Annotated in this window: 15 protein-coding genes and 1 tRNA gene; 1 reads left to right on the top strand and 15 read right to left on the bottom strand. The window is 63.8% G+C overall.

Going from position 1 to position 15,565, the window contains the following annotated elements; genetic code table 11:
* Nucleotides 1–8: 8 nt before the first annotated feature.
* The 15 genes from ACNJYB_RS16705 to ACNJYB_RS16635 all read right to left on the bottom strand — a co-directional run bounded on the left by ACNJYB_RS16705 (nucleotide 9) and on the right by ACNJYB_RS16635 (nucleotide 14,094).
* Entirely contained in the window at nucleotides 9–341 is a 333-nt protein-coding gene (locus tag ACNJYB_RS16705) for a hypothetical protein (protein ID WP_439374939.1), read from the bottom strand.
* Nucleotides 338–679: an HNH endonuclease gene (locus ACNJYB_RS16700; RefSeq protein ID WP_439374938.1), complete on the bottom strand. Its 342-nt coding sequence runs from the start codon at nucleotides 677–679 to the stop codon at nucleotides 338–340. Before ACNJYB_RS16700 ends, ACNJYB_RS16705 begins: the two co-directional genes overlap by 4 nt.
* Nucleotides 679–1,254, bottom strand: coding sequence for a hypothetical protein (locus ACNJYB_RS16695; RefSeq protein ID WP_439374937.1), 576 nt, complete (start codon nucleotides 1,252–1,254; stop codon nucleotides 679–681). The genes ACNJYB_RS16700 and ACNJYB_RS16695 overlap by 1 nt, the downstream gene beginning before the upstream one ends.
* A 13-nt stretch (nucleotides 1,255–1,267) precedes the next feature.
* Nucleotides 1,268–2,401, bottom strand: coding sequence for a phage major capsid protein (locus ACNJYB_RS16690; RefSeq protein ID WP_439374936.1), 1,134 nt, complete (start codon nucleotides 2,399–2,401; stop codon nucleotides 1,268–1,270).
* A 29-nt stretch (nucleotides 2,402–2,430) separates the two neighbouring features.
* Entirely contained in the window at nucleotides 2,431–2,922 is a 492-nt protein-coding gene (locus ACNJYB_RS16685) for an HK97 family phage prohead protease (protein ID WP_439374935.1), read from the bottom strand.
* Entirely contained in the window at nucleotides 2,915–3,232 is a 318-nt protein-coding gene (locus ACNJYB_RS16680) for a gene transfer agent family protein (RefSeq protein ID WP_439374934.1), read from the bottom strand. The genes ACNJYB_RS16685 and ACNJYB_RS16680 overlap by 8 nt, the downstream gene beginning before the upstream one ends.
* Complete coding sequence (locus tag ACNJYB_RS16675; RefSeq protein WP_439374933.1) at nucleotides 3,232–3,909, bottom strand: hypothetical protein; 678 nt, start codon at nucleotides 3,907–3,909, stop codon at nucleotides 3,232–3,234. Before ACNJYB_RS16675 ends, ACNJYB_RS16680 begins: the two co-directional genes overlap by 1 nt.
* The gene (locus tag ACNJYB_RS16670; RefSeq protein ID WP_439374932.1) at nucleotides 3,909–5,156 is read right to left on the bottom strand and encodes a phage portal protein; all 1,248 of its coding nucleotides are present in this window, start codon (nucleotides 5,154–5,156) and stop codon (nucleotides 3,909–3,911) included. Before ACNJYB_RS16670 ends, ACNJYB_RS16675 begins: the two co-directional genes overlap by 1 nt.
* A 233-nt stretch (nucleotides 5,157–5,389) precedes the next feature.
* Nucleotides 5,390–5,463: transfer RNA gene (locus tag ACNJYB_RS16665), tRNA-Gln, on the bottom strand.
* A gap of 404 nt (nucleotides 5,464–5,867) precedes the next feature.
* Nucleotides 5,868–6,770, bottom strand: a complete 903-nt coding sequence (gene rnz, locus ACNJYB_RS16660; RefSeq protein WP_439374931.1) for a ribonuclease Z — start codon at nucleotides 6,768–6,770, stop codon at nucleotides 5,868–5,870.
* A 52-nt stretch (nucleotides 6,771–6,822) separates the two neighbouring features.
* A complete protein-coding gene (locus ACNJYB_RS16655) occupies nucleotides 6,823–7,806 on the bottom strand; it encodes an antibiotic biosynthesis monooxygenase (RefSeq protein WP_439374930.1) in 984 nt (327 codons plus the stop codon).
* 11 nt (nucleotides 7,807–7,817) lie between these two features.
* On the bottom strand, nucleotides 7,818–9,215 hold the full coding sequence (gene guaD / locus ACNJYB_RS16650) for a guanine deaminase (protein ID WP_439374929.1): 1,398 nt from the start codon (nucleotides 9,213–9,215) through the stop codon (nucleotides 7,818–7,820).
* Between the two features lie 15 nt (nucleotides 9,216–9,230).
* On the bottom strand, nucleotides 9,231–10,448 hold the full coding sequence (locus tag ACNJYB_RS16645; RefSeq protein WP_439374928.1) for an MFS transporter: 1,218 nt from the start codon (nucleotides 10,446–10,448) through the stop codon (nucleotides 9,231–9,233).
* A 288-nt stretch (nucleotides 10,449–10,736) separates the two neighbouring features.
* Nucleotides 10,737–12,851, bottom strand: coding sequence for a methyl-accepting chemotaxis protein (locus tag ACNJYB_RS16640; RefSeq protein ID WP_439375576.1), 2,115 nt, complete (start codon nucleotides 12,849–12,851; stop codon nucleotides 10,737–10,739).
* A 640-nt stretch (nucleotides 12,852–13,491) separates the two neighbouring features.
* Nucleotides 13,492–14,094, bottom strand: a complete 603-nt coding sequence (locus ACNJYB_RS16635) for a TetR/AcrR family transcriptional regulator (protein WP_439374927.1) — start codon at nucleotides 14,092–14,094, stop codon at nucleotides 13,492–13,494.
* A 200-nt stretch (nucleotides 14,095–14,294) separates the two neighbouring features.
* Between ACNJYB_RS16635 and ACNJYB_RS16630 the strand changes: the two genes are divergently transcribed.
* A complete protein-coding gene (locus tag ACNJYB_RS16630) occupies nucleotides 14,295–15,536 on the top strand; it encodes an efflux RND transporter periplasmic adaptor subunit (RefSeq protein WP_439374926.1) in 1,242 nt (413 codons plus the stop codon).
* Nucleotides 15,537–15,565: the final 29 nt, after the last annotated feature.

Genomic DNA, 15,565 nt, shown 5'->3' with positions numbered 1-15,565 from the left:
ATCTCCTTTTAGATTCTATCTTGTGCCTGGGGAATGTGCCGGTCGTTCGCGTTTGTTGAGATGCTTCGACCGGCCCCGGGGGCAGGCTTACGTTCTGGCGCTGGAAGATCCTGCGCTGATGCCTTGGCGATGAGGGGCAGCACGTAGCTGCGCACGCGATCAGGTTCGAGACCTGCTCGGTGACAGGCATCTCGGAAGTTACGATCGTCGCTGGTAAACCAGTCTCGTGCGCGCTGTCGCTCGATGCGCTCGCTCTTGGTCTTGACGTCGAGGGGTAACGTTGCGTCGGTGATGGCTTGAGTGATCACGGCGCACCACAGCTTGGCTTCCTGACTGATCATGATCGGCGTTCCTGACGTTGCTTGCGGCTGGCGTGACAAGGTGAGCTGGCTAGCGGCTGCCAGTTCTTTCGGTCCCAAAACAGCTTCATGTCGCCGCGATGAGGGATCTTGTGGTCAACACAGTCAGCAATGCGACCACAGCCACAGGCACAGAACCGGTTCTGAGGTTGAGCCAGGAATTCCTTACTCTCGCGCCGCCACTTGCTGTCATAACCACGCATGGTCGCATTGGGTCGGAGACGATCAGTCTCGGCCTTCCGTTTGATCTGACATTCACAAAGATCGGTTGCCGCAATGATCTTGCCGCAGCGACATACGCGGCGCGGTTTCCAGGCCATCAGCGTGGCCTCATATGGTTGTTAGTCAAATCGCCGATAGAATTAAGATCGTCCTTGATACTGGAGACGTCTGCGACGTCGGCCGACTGCTCTTTGCTCCCGAACAGAGCCTTGAGCATCGCCATGCGGCCGCGCTGGGCCGCGTGAATCTCGGCAATGGTTGCGTCCCACGTCTGAGTCGGAGACCAGCCCAACCATCCCGTCGCAATCTCGAAGAGCTGGGTGAAGTATCGATCGAATCGCATGGGCGTGCCGTTATCGGCCTTGGTGCTGGCCTTGTTGTCGGCGCCTGCAAGCACCAGGACGAATTCGATCAGATCCGGCGTCGCGGCGTAGAGGTCGCGGACAACGGTGCTATTGGGCGCGAGCGCATATTTAGCCCAAGCCTTCTGATCGACGATGGTTGCGTTGATGAGATCGACGGCAGTTGTGATGCTGCCTTCGGCGAGGTGGCGCGAGAGATTATGGAAGCCGTCATAGCGTTCCCATAGGACGAATGCGGCCCGCAGCGAAGGCTTTAGCTCGGCGGTGAAGTCGCCAAGTGTCAATCTAAACGTATTCGCTGCAAGCCGCATGACTGTTGTCCGATTAGGTCGCCGAGACCTTGAGCTTCACAAAGCGGTCGGGATGGGTGACGTCGGCGCCGACGCGCTTGCGCGCGTGGAATCGGGTCTGGCCCTTGGTCGCGACCGTGTAGGGATCACGGAGCATTTCGAAGCTGACGCGGTCCACGATCCGGTAGCCGGCGAGATCGCCGAACAGGATCGGGAATGCGTTGGCCGCAATGTCAGCCATGTCCACCGCCTCAACGATCGGACGACCGAGCAGCGTGACCGGTGCACCGCTGGAAATGCCGTCCAGGACCAGATAGCGGCCCATGCCGTCCTTGAACTGGCGGATCACAGACAGCGTGTTGCGGTTCATCAGCCAAGCGCCGTTCTGGGCGTGAACGGCCGGCAGCTTGTGGAACATGTTGATCAGCACGTCGGCCGGATTGCTGGTCGGGAAGTTGGCAGCGGCGCCGGTGATCATGGTCTGGATGCCAGTGGCATTCATGATACCCTTCGGCTTGCCGTTGCCGTCGCCGGTCACAAAGGCCGAACCTTCAGCGATGCCAAAGCTCTCGGCGAGATCAGAGGCGAGTTCGCCGGCCAGATCGTAGGCGTTGTCTTCCAGCAACTGATTGCTGATGTCGGTGTAGGTCGCGGCCTCGTAAGGCGTCAGCGTGACCTGCTCATAGGACGGCTCGCTCTCGGTGCGATCGCCCGTATCGTCCACCCAGGTCGCCGCGGTGCTGCCGGTGCGGCGCGGATACTTCACCTGGGAAGATCCGATGGTCACGACACGCGCATATTGGCGGATCGGTGAAAACAGACGCAGAAGCTTGATGATCTCTCTGCCGAATTCCGGCGGCGTGATCGCGGTATTGCCGGACAGAGCGAGCGTCTTGCGTTCGAGATCGTCGAGCTTGTCGGCACCACGGCGCAGGAACGCATCGAACGCCTTGGTTTCGAGCTCGGCGTCGGCGCTACCATTACCGCTGCCCATGGGCAGGCGCGATGCCTTGGCTTCCAGTTCATCGATGCGGCGCTTCAGCGCTGCATGTTCGTCGGCCGACTTCTTTTCGAGCTTCGCTTGCAGGTCGGCCAGTTCCTTCTTGACCAACTCTTCCGGCGAAAGCTCCGGCGCTTCTTTGAGTTCGAGGGTGGAGAGATGCTTCATTGGGTGGTTCAACTTTCCTTTGATGGAGATCAGAGATTTGCCGTGAAGTCGCGGATGACCGACGCCACGGCGGATGCGCGGTCATATTCTTTTGCTGATGAGATGCGGGCGCGAGGATGCGCCGGATTTCGGACAACGCTGATCTCATAGAGGTCGAGCGCCGCGATCACGCGGTTACGCCCCTGCTGTGTCGAGGACTTCGTCTTGAAGCCGATCGACAAGCCGGACACCAAGCCACTCTTGACCATGCTGAGCACGGTGCGTGCGCGTGGCTGGTCCATGTGGAGCTTGCCCTTCACGACCAGGCCGTCATTGGTCTCCGCGGCGTCGGTCCAGGTGCCGATCAGGTCGGCGGGATTGTGCTGGAACAGGATCGGCAGCTCGTTCGAGACGAAATTGAAGGCTCCCTTGGTGATGAGATCGCCGGTCGTGTCAGGGCCGGCATTGAACGGCCATGCGGTGCCGACAATCTCGCCCGCGTCGGTGACGGCAAGCGTGGCTTTGATCTCGAGTTTATCCATTGATGGTCTCATTCGGATTGCCGAACAGCGCGCGTTCAAGGATCCTGGCGGCGAGCTCGTAAGCCTCGACCAGTGGACGGCCATCGGCATAAGCAGCGATCAATTCAGCGGCGCGCTTGGGTGTGATGCCGCCGCCGATGAGCGCGAGCCGAATGGTCTCCGAGAGGTCGGTCTGGGCGAAGTTGCGCGAGAACACGCGGTTGGCGATCGCGCCGATACCGGAGCCGCACTTGGTCTCAAGCTCGCGGATCAGCGCCGGCGTAAGCTGGAATTCGTGGTCCTGGTCGCCAAAGAATGCAGTGAGCGCCATCAGCCGCGCTCCCCGAATGCGGTCTCGATCGAGCCGGCGTTCTGGGCGTAGACGTTGATGTCTTCGACGTCCGTCCAGGCTTCGATCGGCGTCGATCCCACCATGACCTCGCCATAGATCAGCGGGATTGCATCGCCCTGCTTGCCAGAGTTGCCGATGTTGCCGCCGTTGACGCTGAGGCCATTGGACGCCTGCGTCGGCTGGCCCGCCGGCTTGGTGAGCAGCGTTGATGCGCCAGCGAGAGCGAGGCCCAGGCCGATCGCGGCAACCGTGCCGTAGCTCGTGCCGCCCAGGAGCGGGGCGCCGCTAAGCGCACCGATGGGTGTGGCGAGCATGCCGCCGCTCAGGAAGATTGCGCCGCCCACCAGGGCTGCACCGAGCACAACCTTGGTGGTGCCCTTCGCTGTATTCGACGCCGCGCCCTTCGCGACCGGGATGATGTGCAGATCGGCAACGCCCAGCTTGAGCTGGTTCACTAGGTCCAGGTCGAGCTGCATCCCATTGCGCTTGTCGCCCCGGACGATCTTGTAATAGCCCTGTTCAAGTGCCTTCACGAAACGTCCGGGAAAGGCGCAATTGAGGGCGCGCATCGCTTCACCGGCAGTCATAACGTCGAAGCGATGGGACTGGCCGAACTCCTTGCCGAGCCGACCGTGCAGGTGAACGGTGCGAAGCATCAAGCGGGCTCCTGGTCGTCGGCGGCGCCGTTGAGCTTGCCGCCCGCATGCGCCGATGAGGTGTTGAAGTTTTCGAACACGTCGCCGCCAGTGTAGGCCGGCAGGCCAAAGCCGATCTGGCGGGCCTCGTTCGGATTGAGGATGCGTGCAGAGACGGCAGCACTGAGCGCTTGGGCGCGCGCGAGCAGGTCGGCGCGGGCGAAACCATCGATGTTGAATTCGATGCAATACTGCTTGCGCTCTTCCGGAGTGAGGAGTTTCAGCTCCAGTTCCTGCTCAAAGGACTTGAGCCGGGGGAGCAAAGCTTGCGAGAGGAATTCCTGACCGATGGCCTCAACGCTGCGCGGCTGGGCGCGATCGACCTGCATCAGCATGTGCAGCGGCACGCGAAACAGCCGCGCGATCTCTGCCACGGCGTAGGTCCGCATCTCCAGGAACTGGCTATCGACGCTGTTGAACGTGAGCGCCTGCCAGGATGCATCCGCCGGGACCACTGCGGTCCCGCCGGCATTATCGCCGCCCTGTGACGCTTGCCATGCGAGCTTCGCATTCTTGAGCGCGTCGGGCGTCATATTCCCCTTGAGGCTCAGCACGCCGCTGGGGCGCGCAGCGTTGCCGAACAAGCGCGATGCATGGCGCTCAAGCACCAGGGCGAGCGCAATGGCTTCACGACCTTCGCCGACAAGGCCCCGCGTAGGGTCATAGGCCGGCGTCGGAATGTGGAGGATGTCCGCTGCCGGGATCTCGCGGGCGGAATTCTTGCCGTCCGCCTTGATCACATAGAGCGGCTCGAAGTTGCTATAATCGACGACGATCGAGGACAGCCTGGGGTCGAGCCGGAGCAGCTCATACGGTTTGCTGTCAACGCGGACAATTTGCGCGAAGCCCCCGTAAGGCTGGAGCAGCGCGTCGGCCATGAGCTGGGTGCGAAATAGCGCGGCGGGCGCAAAGCTATTCGGCGCGTCGTGGAGAAGCTTGTAAAGCGGATGATCGGTGGCCTTCTCTTTGCCGCCGTCCGGAAGCCGCTTGTAGACGTGAAGGGGAAGCGAGCCGGCCGCCTCGGAGATCGACCGCACAGCGCACGCCACGGGCGCGCACGTCATGGCGCTGTAAGGCGTGACGGTGACGCCGGCCAAGGTCGGGCTCGCGCCGAAGAGGTCGAAATAGTAGCCGCTCGCTTCAGCAAGGCTGGGCGCGGCTTTGATCTCGATACCGAGAAAGGACTTTAGGCGAGCGGCGAACGACAAACAGGCACACAAGAGTTGGCCCGCCGGTAAGGCGAGCGAGGAACGATTCTCTGTGTGCTGCGCAATTTTATTTCGAGAAAAGGGCTCGAAACGTCACATTATGATGGAGGGGCTTTGTGGCAGAATTGAGTCGCGGTTACGTTCTGCGGGCACGAAAAGCGGTTACGAGTGGCACCGGTTTAAGGGCGAACAAAACGCCCTAATTAGCTGATTTTGCGGTAGAAACGCCCATGTGGCTGGGGAACCTGGATTCGAACCAAGACAAACAGAGTCAGAGTCTGTTGTGCTACCGTTACACCATTCCCCAACGGAATAGCCGAACAAATTCAATACCTTACTGACTTGTCCAGCTGTGGCCGGAAGCGCGTTTGGCGCAAATCACGGCTCAGGCGTGGCAGCGTTCTACCCGCTCGCATCTGGGCTGGCAAGCGCTCCGGTGGATGGCTCGCCAGCCCAATGGCGGGTCGTGCCGTCGCCGAACTCCAAGATGGTGGGGCGTTGGATGTCCATGGGCGTGAAGACGTTGGTCATCGTGCGCTCGATCTCATGATTTGGCCGCTGAGGCGCCGGCGGCGAGCCGCTTGGCATAGTCGATGCGGACATGCCGGCCTTTCGCGACCAGGCGCTGTCGCGGCTGGTGCAGGTGACGAGAGAGGCGCAGGATCTCGCGATCAAGTCGGGATTGTCGAGCTGAACACGGGGCTGCCGCGACTAGATGACCACATGGTCGAAGTCGGCGGCGATCCGGCTGTTCGGAAAGATGCTAGTTGCCTCCGCCAGGATCTCCTCGTCTTCGTAACGCCCTGACATGTGGGTCAGCACAAGCTGGCCGACGTTGTTCGCGGCGGCAAAGGAAGCCGCCTCTGCCGCGGTCAGATGACCGTAATTCCGCGCGGTCGGCGCATCGCGATCGAGGAACGTTGCCTCGATCACCAACATGTCGGCGTCAGCGACATGTTTGGAGAGTCCATCCGTGGTCTCGGTATCGCCGATCACGACGAGCTTTCTGCCGCCGCTCGGCGGTCCCAGCACATCCTCCGGGTCAATCGCGCGGCCATCGATGACGATTGACCGGCCGGCGGCCAGCTCGCCGCGCAAGGGACCATCGGGGACACCGAACGCCGCAAGGCGATCGGACTGAAGATGGCGGCGCGCCGGGCTTTTGAAAACGAAGCCAAAACTGTCGGTGTCGCGATGGCGAACCGGGAAGCAGTCGGTGGTGAAGTCACCGGCGTCGATGACCTGGCCTTCGGACAGGGCTGCGAACTCCACAGGGATCGGCGCCCTGCCCGCACCCCACAGGCCCGCCAGCATGCGGATGACGAGATCGAGCGTGCCTTCTCCGCCATGAACGGTCATCACGTCGGAGGTCTGCCGCAAGCCCAGCGTCGAGAACAGGCCGGGGATGCCGAGCACGTGATCGAGATGCGCGTGGGTGAGCAGGATGCGATCCAGCCGCCGAAAACCGGCGCCGCTGCGCAGCAGCTGGCGCTGCGTGCCCTCACCGCAATCCACCAGGAGGCGCTGGCCCGCGGCCTCCACCAGAAGAGCCGGATGGTTGCGCTCCGCCGAGGGAACGCTTGCCGAGGTGCCGAGAAATGTCAGGGCGAACATGGTCCTCGATGTCCAGCGACCGCCCCTCTCCGCGACAGCACGGTGGACGGTCTCACCGTCCCCAATGCCACGCGAGCAGCAGCGCGTACAGGCCCATCGAGGCGGCGTAGAGCGCGGCAAGCAGCACATAGCCCGCGATCTGGCGGCTGATCGTCGCCTTCGGCGTCACCCACCAGTCGAGCGCCTTGAAGGCGGCGGGCACGAGCCACCAGCCGAGCAGCTGGGTGCTGACGAAATTGCCGACGAACAGCGACAGCCAGACCGGAACGCCGTGGCTGTCGATCAGCGGCCTGCTGATGAAATGGCCCCAGAGGTAGACCACGGGATAGAGCACCAGCAGGACGATCAGGTTGCTCTTCCAGATGAAGCCCGGCCCCTGCTCCGGAGCCTGCGTCTTGCCGGCGGGAAACCAGAAATTGAAGCCGTAGCTCGCCCGCTTCACATTCATGCCCGCGTTGAAGCGCGCGCCCTCCTTCAGCAGCCTCTGCCGCAACGGCGAGTCGAGCCAGGCATTGAGATTGGCATCGCTGTCGAACGACAGGATGATGATCCACTCGTCATGCAGGCCCGGAATCGGCCGTTCGATCTTGTGGCGAAGGAAGCCCTTGAACTCGGCCTCGGCGGCCTGGATGCGCTGCTGCCATGTGAGAAAAGCGTCTTCCAGCCCTGCAGGTACCTTGAAGGATATGACGGCGGAGACTGCGCTGTCGCGCTGAACGCCGGTATCCGGCAGAATATGGACGTCCTCCGAACCGACGAAGAATCGCTGTATCTCCGCGATCAGCTTCGCCCGCACCTCGCTCTGGAGCCAGGCCCGTGCTGCGGCCGGACTCGCAAAACGCAGGATCGTCACCCAGTCCACGTGCGCCGGGGGCTGCGGTGGCACCACCTCCTGACCGAGGAATCCGGGCCAGGTCTTGAGCACCTCGCCGACCTCGCCGTTCCATCGCGCGAACGCGGCAAAGCCATCGTCGGCGATGCGACGCTGGATGACGAGGGCGACCGGCTGGCTGGCTGGATCAGGAGATGTGCTCATGAGCTGCCGTCTCAGCTCTTCTTGTAGAGACGCTTGCCCATCACCCAGGTCTCGTCGACACAGCGGTCGTCGCCGACCATCATGACGGCGAACAGCATGTTCGCGGCTTCGTCGACTGTGCGCGGACCAGCACCATCGGCGACCAGCGACTGGTGCCAGGGCTGCGCCAGCTGGCCGGCATTCGGATCGAGCGCGACGAAATCAGCCTCCTTGCCGGGCTCGAAATTGCCGAGCTTGTCGTCGATGTAGAGGCCTTCGGCACCGCCGAGCGTGACCGACCAGAAGCCGCGATAGGGCGAGAGCTTGTTGCGCTCGGCTTCAGCGAGGTCCTTGCGCGCAGGATCGATGCTGCCGTCGAGCATCGTGTTGTTGCACATGCCGACCTTGTAGGCGTCGTCGAGCACGGCGATCATCGAGAAGCGGTTGCCGCCGCCGACATCGGTGCCGAACGACATCTTGACGCGGTGCTCGGGATCGGTGGCGCGGCCGAGGCGGAACAGGCCGCTGCCGAGGAACAGGTTCGAGCAAGGGCAGAACACCACCGCCGCGCCCTTCTTCGACATCCGCCGGAACTCGTTGTTCGAGAGATAGACGCCGTGGCCGCCGGAGAATTTCGGCCCCACCAGATCGAACTTCTCATAGACGCCGAGATAGTCCTGGCAGTCCGGATGCTCGACCAGCACGCCGGTGCATTCGGCCGGGTTCTCGGAGATGTGGGTGTTGACCCAGCAGTCCGGATGCTCGTGTTTGAGGCGCTGACACGCCTTGAGCAGCTCCGGCGAGGCGCCGAAGGCGAAGCGCGGCGTAATGGCGTAGAGGTTGCGGCCCTTGTCGTGGTACTGCGCGATCAGCCGCTTGCTGTCGCGATAGAAGTTTTCGGGCGTGTCGATGAATTCGGCCGGCGCGTTGCGGTCGATGCCGGTGAGGCCCGCGATCACGCGCATGTTGCGCCTGCTCGCTTCCTCGAACAGCTCTTCGGTCGAGACCGACGAAGAGCTGGTGAAGGCCTGGCAGGTGGTGGTGCCGGCGGCGAGCAGCGCGTCGAGAAAGCGCTTCACGCCCTCACGCGCGTAGTTGCGATCCTTGTACTTGATCTCCTCGGGGTAGATCGACTTCTGCAGCCACGGCAGCAGCTGCTCGCCATAGGCACCGAGCACGCGGGTCTGCGGCAGATGGATGTGGCCGTCGATGAAGCCGGGCAGGATGATGCGGTCCTTGATATGGGTGATCTCGACGCCCGGATGGGCGGCGGCGATCTTGTCGTGAGGACCAAACGCCTTGATGACGCCGTCCGTGACGACCATGAGGCCGTCCTGGTGAAAGCGCGCTGCCGCCTGCTCGTTGCCGAGGTGCTTCCAGGGATCGTCAACGAAGTCGAAGAACGTGCCGCGAATGCCAACAGTGGTCATGATCTGGTTCCTTCCTTATGTCTTTGTGGCCTGCCCCGCCGCAGGCAGCGAGATCGCAAGCAGCGTGCCGGCGACGGCGCAGAGGCCGAGATAGAGCCACCCGATCGGCGCCTGCGTTGCCTCGGGCAACACCGCCGCAATCGCCATGGCGCCGCTGACCGCGAGATAGCAGAGCGCACTGATGAGGCCGCCGATCAGGCCATGGTTGCGTTCGAACAGGCCGAGCGCCATGCCGTACATCATCGGGCACAGCACGCCGCAGCCGGCGAGCACCAGCGCGCCGCCGATCGTGATCGACATGAAATCGAGACCGAGGGTCATGCCTGTTGCGGTCAGGGCCACCGCACCGGCAAGGAACAGCGCGAAGGCGCCGAAGCCCATCACGCGGGCCGGCATGAAGCGCGCGAAATGCGCGCAGCCGAGCTCGCCGGCGAGATTGACGCCGCCAAGGCCGAGCGCGACGAGACCGTAGATGGCGGCCGAATAGCCAAGACCGGTCTGGTAGAAGAACGGCGCGACCACGCCAAACGCCAGTTGCGCACTCGCGGCTGCAGCGAAGACCAGCACGAAAGCCAGGAAGCCCGGTCGCACGAGTGCATCGCGCAGGATGCCGGCGGTATGGCGCGGATCGAACGGCGCGCGCCGCTCGGCCGGCAACGTCTCGGGCAGAAGGAACACGACGATCGCGGCAACGATCGCAGCGGCGACGGCGATGATGACGAAGACGCCACGCCACGAGGTCAACTCGACGATGAAGCCGCCGGCCGCGGGCGCCAGCACAGGTGCAAGTCCCCACGCCGCGCCTAGCAGGCCGGAGATGGCAGTGAGCTCGCGGCCGCGGAAACAATCGGCGGCGACCGCATAGGCGACGACGAGACAGGTGCAGCCGCCGATGCCTTGCAGGAAGCGCAAGCCGAGCAGCAGCGCGGCGCTGGTGGCGAGCGCGCAGGCGACGCTCATCGCGATCAGCACCGACAGCCCCGCGAGCAGGACCTTGCGGCGGCCGAGCGTGTCGGAGGCGATGCCGACCGGCACCAGCGCCAGGCTCATGCCGAGCATGTAGGCGGTGACGGTGTTCTGCATCGACGCCGCGTCAGCGGCGAGATCCACCACCATCTGCGGCAGGCCCGGCGTGTAGGCATCGAGCGGAATCTGGCTGAAGGGCACGACGCACAACAGGATCGGCACGATCCCACCCCTGGCCCGACCGGCGTCCGAAGCAAGTGCAGTCATCAGCAACGCCCCCATGATGCGTGCCCGCGGGCCCGTCGTTTCGTGCGCGCAATGAGACGCGACGATGGGAATTGCGGGTCTTGACGCGCGGCAACGTGCCACAACTTTATGTAGAAACTCTTAGAGAGGCAGCTAAAGCGGCTCTCTCGACGAACTGCTCCCCTCACGTTTGAAGTGCGGGGGGAGTAGACTCTTTGAATGTCTTGATGAGCTAATTTCCTGTCGAGATCGCCTATGGGAATGGCGCTCGCCGGCCGACCGACGACATCGCAACGGCCCGGAATGCGGTTACGCCGCGCGCATGTCTGCCAGGAACTTCCCGACCTCGAGCTTGAGCCGGCCGGAGTCTGCGGCGAGCAACTGGGCGGTGGCCAACACATGCGAGGAGGCCGAGCCGGTCGCGCTGGCGCCGTGCCGGACGTCGGTGACGTTTGCGGAGACCTGCTGGGTGCCGTTCGCCGCCTGCTGCACGTTGCGGGCGATTTCCTGCGTGGCCGCGCCTTGCTCTTCGACGGCGGCAGCGATGGTCGAGGAGATTTCCGACAGCTTCTCGATCGTGCCGGTGATCTCCCTGATAGCGCCGACCGATTCCTGTGTCGCGGACTGGACGCTGGTAATCTGTTGACGGATTTCCTCGGTTGCTTTCGCCGTCTGCTGCGCCAGCGCTTTCACCTCGGAGGCGACCACGGCAAAGCCGCGGCCGGTATCGCCGGCGCGCGCCGCCTCGATGGTGGCGTTCAGCGCGAGCAGATTGGTTTGGCTGGCGATCGAGTCGATCAGTTCCACGACGTCACCGATCCGACCCGCGGCCTGCGACAATTCGCTGACGCGTTCATTGGTGCGGCAAGCCTGCTCAACTGCGTCTCCGGCGATGCGTGCGGATTCCTGAACCTGGCGGCTGATCTCGTTGACTGAGGAGGTCAGTTCCTCGGTGGCGGAGGCTACCGACTGCACGTTGGCGGAGGCTTCATTTGAGGCGTCTGCGACAGCCATCGTCAGCACCTTCGACCGATCGGCCGTGGTGTTCAGTGTACCGGCGGAAGCCTCGAGTTCGGTCGCTGCGGACGAAACCGTGTTCACGATCTCGCCGACCATGGCCTCGAAATTGCGCGTGATGATGTCGACGCGGCGGCTGCGCGCGATCTGTGCTTCGGCGTCACGCGCCGCTGCCTCGTCCGCGAGTTTCTTCGCGATCAGCGCATCCTTGAAGATCTGTAGCGCGTTTGCCATGGTACCGATCTCGTCCCCGCGATGTCCGTCCGGAATTGTGACATCGAGGTCGCGGTCGGCAAGCCGCAGCGTCACACCCGTCAGTCGCGTCAGCGGGCGGATTACCTGGCGCATCACCGCGACGACTACTGCGAGCGAGGTGGCGAGCACGACGAAGAGAGCCGCAAGCGCCCAGACGAGCCGCGTCTGCGCCTGCGCGATCGCTGCGTCATTGGCCCTGTGGGCGAAGCTTAAGGCGGCGTCGCGCAGACCCAGCACACTGTTCAGGACGGTCCCCCAGTCGGCCTCGCCGACCGGGGAGGGACGCCCCTCGCGTGCGGCCGCGGCGACGTCGCGAAACCGTGGTTCGCCTTCATCCATCAGTGTCGTGCGCACCTGCTTGATGGCGTTCACGAGCTCAGGCGCATCTCCGGCATTGTGCACACCTTGCTCGATCTGCTTCCAGATCAGCGCGACCTGGCCGCTCAGCTCGGTCGCTTCGACGATCTGCGCCGCGGACATGGGCTGTTTACGGACCAGAAGGCCGAGGACGGCCGCACGGGAACCGTTGATCGCGCGCATGCCTTGTGCTCTTTGTGCGAGTTCCGCCGAGGGCAGCAGATTTTCGATGTCACTTCCGGCGCGCGACAGGCTGATCAAGGCTTCACTTGTCGCCGCCGTGAGCGCATCGACCGCGCGGGCCAGACCGTCGACGATGGCCGACTGGCTGTTGGCGGGGCGCTGCGCCTTGGGCTGCATTGCCGCCTGACGCGCGACATTGCGAGTATTCTGCAAGGCTGTCTCGGCGGCTTCGATCGATCCCGCCGGCAGCTCAGCCGCGCGAATGGCCTGCTTTGCGGCACCGATCGCGGCATCCGTGGTGGCGAGTGCCTTGTCCAGAGCGGACAGGTTCTCGGGCGTGGCCGCGTCGGCCAGACCCATGAGAGCGAACCAGGCGGAGCGTTCGGCCGGGATCCGGCTGTTGGCTTTCATCACCAGCTCGAATGCGGACAGCGCGCGCGCCGCGGCTTCGCTCTTGCGGAGATCGCCCCATCCGTTCCAGGCGATTGCTCCCGCGAAAGCCACCGCGAGAAGACTTGTGATCAGATTGCCGGCCAGTAACCGCCATCGCAGGCTGATGCCCTTCTGTCGACTGACGGATGAGCGCTCCGGCGGAAAGGAAGGATCTGACATCATAGCACCCAGGCAAATCGCGCGATTTAGCTGTGGAAGGGAACGATGGGAGGTTCGCCGATCACAATACTTCGCAATCGCAACCAACCCCTTAATTGTTTGGTACTAATCTGCGGCGCGGACATGGTCCGCGCGGCGCGACCACCTTGTCGGCGCGTTTCCGCCTCAGGCCAGCCTTTGCCGATGCCGATCATCGACCGAACGCAAAAACGACTGGCGTCCGCGACGATCTTTAACGGGCGATCCCAATGTCCAATGCCTGCTCATCGCGAGGCCGCCCCTACCAACGGCATTCCTCCGGCTCACGGGTTGGCCGGCGCTTTTGGGTGCGGTGAACCGAGGACAGCTCGAGGCCTGCAAGGCGCTCGCGCGCAACGAGATTAGGATGAATGCGCTTTAGGTTATTGTTTGAGCAATATCTTTCGGAAAACCGCTTCGCACTTTTCCGGATCATGCTTTGGAGAGTCCGCTGCCTTGAGTGAAAGCTCGCGCAGGGTCAAGCACAACAGAACTCAAAGCGAACATAATGCGCCTGCTTCCGGGCACATCGCGACCAATTCGCTGGCGCGGGCTCATTGGGCCTTCCTGCTACGACGAGCTCACGACCAACAACAAGGCGCGGTTGCGCGTTACTCACGGTCTACTTCCGCACCGACTGCGCCTCGACGGCCTGCACCGCGACACTGGCCACCTGCCGCAGCGCCTCTCGGTCCGAACCCGAAGACGCCATCACGCCCATGCCGACGGAGACAGCCGAGACATAGCGCGCGAGCGCGGCGGGGTCGGCGCTTTCCCTGAGATCGCCTTCCGCCTTGGCCCGGACGAAACGGTCGCGGAGCTGGTCCTGGTTCTGGGCTCTGCGGGCGGCGAGCTCGAAGGGGACGTTCTCGGAGCCGGTGCCGCAGGCGATGCCGCCCTGCACGAGCAGGCAGCCGGGCGGGTTGGCGGGATCTGTCTGTTTGTCCGCGATGCCCATCAGCATCCGCTCGACAACCTCGCGGGCGGTGGGGGCTGCGACCACCTCGTCCATCCAGGCGCCGCGCAGCTTGGTATAACGGTCGAGCGCGGCCTTCAGCAGGCCTTCCTTGTTGCCGAAGCAGGCATAGAGGCTCGGCGGGTTGATGCCCATGGCCTCGGTGAGCTGGGCGATCGTGGCGCCCTCATAGCCATGGCGCCAAAACACTTCCATCGCCTGGTCCAATGCCAGATCGGCATCGAATTCGCGGGGGCGTCCGATGCCCATGTCTTCGGTCTCCTCACAATCGGCGCTTCGCCCCACATCAACAGCAGACGTTATCTGCTTGTTCTTGCTTTATTTTCTCTTTGGCCTTCCCGTTCTTGCGGTAACATCTACAATTTTCTTAGCGATCGGTACATAAGTATCTTGCGCGGGGATATCCAGCTCTACATCTGTAGTGAACACTACAGATCTGGAGCGCGCAAATGCCCCCCTCCCAAAACACCTCCCGCGCCGGCCGTATCCGCCGCCTTCTCGGCGGGGCCGCCATCGTGGGCGCCCTCGCCGTGGCCGGCTCGATCGCGACCGACCACTACTTCCATGCCGCGCGGGCGACCGCAACGGCGGCCGCGGCCGAGCAAGCCGTCCCTGTGACGGTGGCCCTCATCGAACCCAAGCAGACCGTGCTCTGGGATGATTTCTCCGGCCGGCTCGAGGCGATCCAACGCGTCGAGCTGCGCCCGCGGGTTGCGGGAGCGATCCTCTCCACCAAGTTCACCGAGGGCGCGCTGGTGAAGGCCGGCGACGTGCTGTTCAAGATCGATCCGGCGCCTTACGCGGCCGAGGTCGACAAGGCCGCCGCCCAGCTCGAGGCCGCCAAGGCGCGCGTCGTGTTCACCCAGAGCGAGCTCGAGCGCGGAGCGCAGCTCGTCGGCAACGCCGTCGTCACCCGGCGTGACTACGACCAGCGCGACAACGCCAATCGCGAGGCGATCGCCAACGTCAAGGCGGCGGAAGCGACGCTTCAGACCGCCAAGCTCAATCTCGACTACACCGAGGTGCGCGCTCCGGTGGACGGCCGCGTTGGCAAGATCGAGGTCACCGTCGGCAATCTCGTCGCCGCCGGCACCGCCTCCCCGGTGCTGACCTCGCTGGTCTCGGTCAATCCGATCTACGCGTCCTTCGATGCGGATGAAGAGGTCGTGCTGCGCGCGCTGAACTCGATCGCGGACGGCTCGGGTCAACGCGGCAAGCTCGACCAGATCCCGGTCGAGATGGCGACCTCGGGCGGCCTCTCGGCGAAGGGCCACATCCAGCTCATCGACAACCAGGTCAACGGCCAGAGCGGCACCATCCGCGTCCGCGCTGTGTTCCGGAACGATGACGGGCGTCTCATTCCCGGCCAGTTCGCCCGAGTGCGCATGGGACAGCCGAAGCAGCAGACCCTGGTGATGATCGACGAGCGCGCGATCGGCACCGACCAGGACAAGAAGTTCGTGATGGCGGTCGGCGACGATAGCCGCGCGGTGTACCGGCCGATCACGCTCGGCGGCGCGGTCGACGGACTTCGCATCGTGACCGAGGGGCTGAAGCCCGGCGACCGCATCGTCGTGAATGGTCTGCAGCGCGTGCGTCCCGGCGCCCTCCTCAAGACGGAGGTCGCGGCAATGGGTGCACGCGGGCAACAGGCCTCGAACCACAGCAACCAGGACGTGGTGCAACGTTAGCCACGTCCTGCCGGGCCGCGCACCACGCG

The sequence above is a fragment of the Bradyrhizobium sp. SMVTL-02 genome (genome assembly GCF_051853005.1).
Classification (GTDB): domain Bacteria; phylum Pseudomonadota; class Alphaproteobacteria; order Rhizobiales; family Xanthobacteraceae; genus Bradyrhizobium.
The sequence above is the reverse complement of the archived record's forward strand: the minus strand, read 5'-3'. Positions and strand labels throughout refer to the sequence as shown.

Excerpts from the sequence above, each read along its gene's own strand:
- ACNJYB_RS16705 (WP_439374939.1), bottom strand. The coding sequence starts at position 341 with ATGATCAGTCAGGAAGCCAAGCTGTGGTGCGCCGTGATCACTCAAGCC.
- ACNJYB_RS16700 (WP_439374938.1), bottom strand. The coding sequence starts at position 679 with ATGGCCTGGAAACCGCGCCGCGTATGTCGCTGCGGCAAGATCATTGCG.
- ACNJYB_RS16695 (WP_439374937.1), bottom strand. The coding sequence starts at position 1,254 with ATGCGGCTTGCAGCGAATACGTTTAGATTGACACTTGGCGACTTCACC.
- ACNJYB_RS16690 (WP_439374936.1), bottom strand. The coding sequence starts at position 2,401 with ATGAAGCATCTCTCCACCCTCGAACTCAAAGAAGCGCCGGAGCTTTCG.
- ACNJYB_RS16685 (WP_439374935.1), bottom strand. The coding sequence starts at position 2,922 with ATGGATAAACTCGAGATCAAAGCCACGCTTGCCGTCACCGACGCGGGC.
- ACNJYB_RS16680 (WP_439374934.1), bottom strand. The coding sequence starts at position 3,232 with ATGGCGCTCACTGCATTCTTTGGCGACCAGGACCACGAATTCCAGCTT.
- ACNJYB_RS16675 (WP_439374933.1), bottom strand. The coding sequence starts at position 3,909 with ATGCTTCGCACCGTTCACCTGCACGGTCGGCTCGGCAAGGAGTTCGGC.
- rnz (WP_439374931.1), bottom strand. The coding sequence starts at position 6,770 with ATGTTCGCCCTGACATTTCTCGGCACCTCGGCAAGCGTTCCCTCGGCG.
- ACNJYB_RS16655 (WP_439374930.1), bottom strand. The coding sequence starts at position 7,806 with ATGAGCACATCTCCTGATCCAGCCAGCCAGCCGGTCGCCCTCGTCATC.
- guaD (WP_439374929.1), bottom strand. The coding sequence starts at position 9,215 with ATGACCACTGTTGGCATTCGCGGCACGTTCTTCGACTTCGTTGACGAT.
- ACNJYB_RS16645 (WP_439374928.1), bottom strand. The coding sequence starts at position 10,448 with ATGACTGCACTTGCTTCGGACGCCGGTCGGGCCAGGGGTGGGATCGTG.
- ACNJYB_RS16640 (WP_439375576.1), bottom strand. The coding sequence starts at position 12,851 with ATGTCAGATCCTTCCTTTCCGCCGGAGCGCTCATCCGTCAGTCGACAG.
- ACNJYB_RS16635 (WP_439374927.1), bottom strand. The coding sequence starts at position 14,094 with ATGGGCATCGGACGCCCCCGCGAATTCGATGCCGATCTGGCATTGGAC.
- ACNJYB_RS16630 (WP_439374926.1), top strand. The coding sequence starts at position 14,295 with ATGCCCCCCTCCCAAAACACCTCCCGCGCCGGCCGTATCCGCCGCCTT.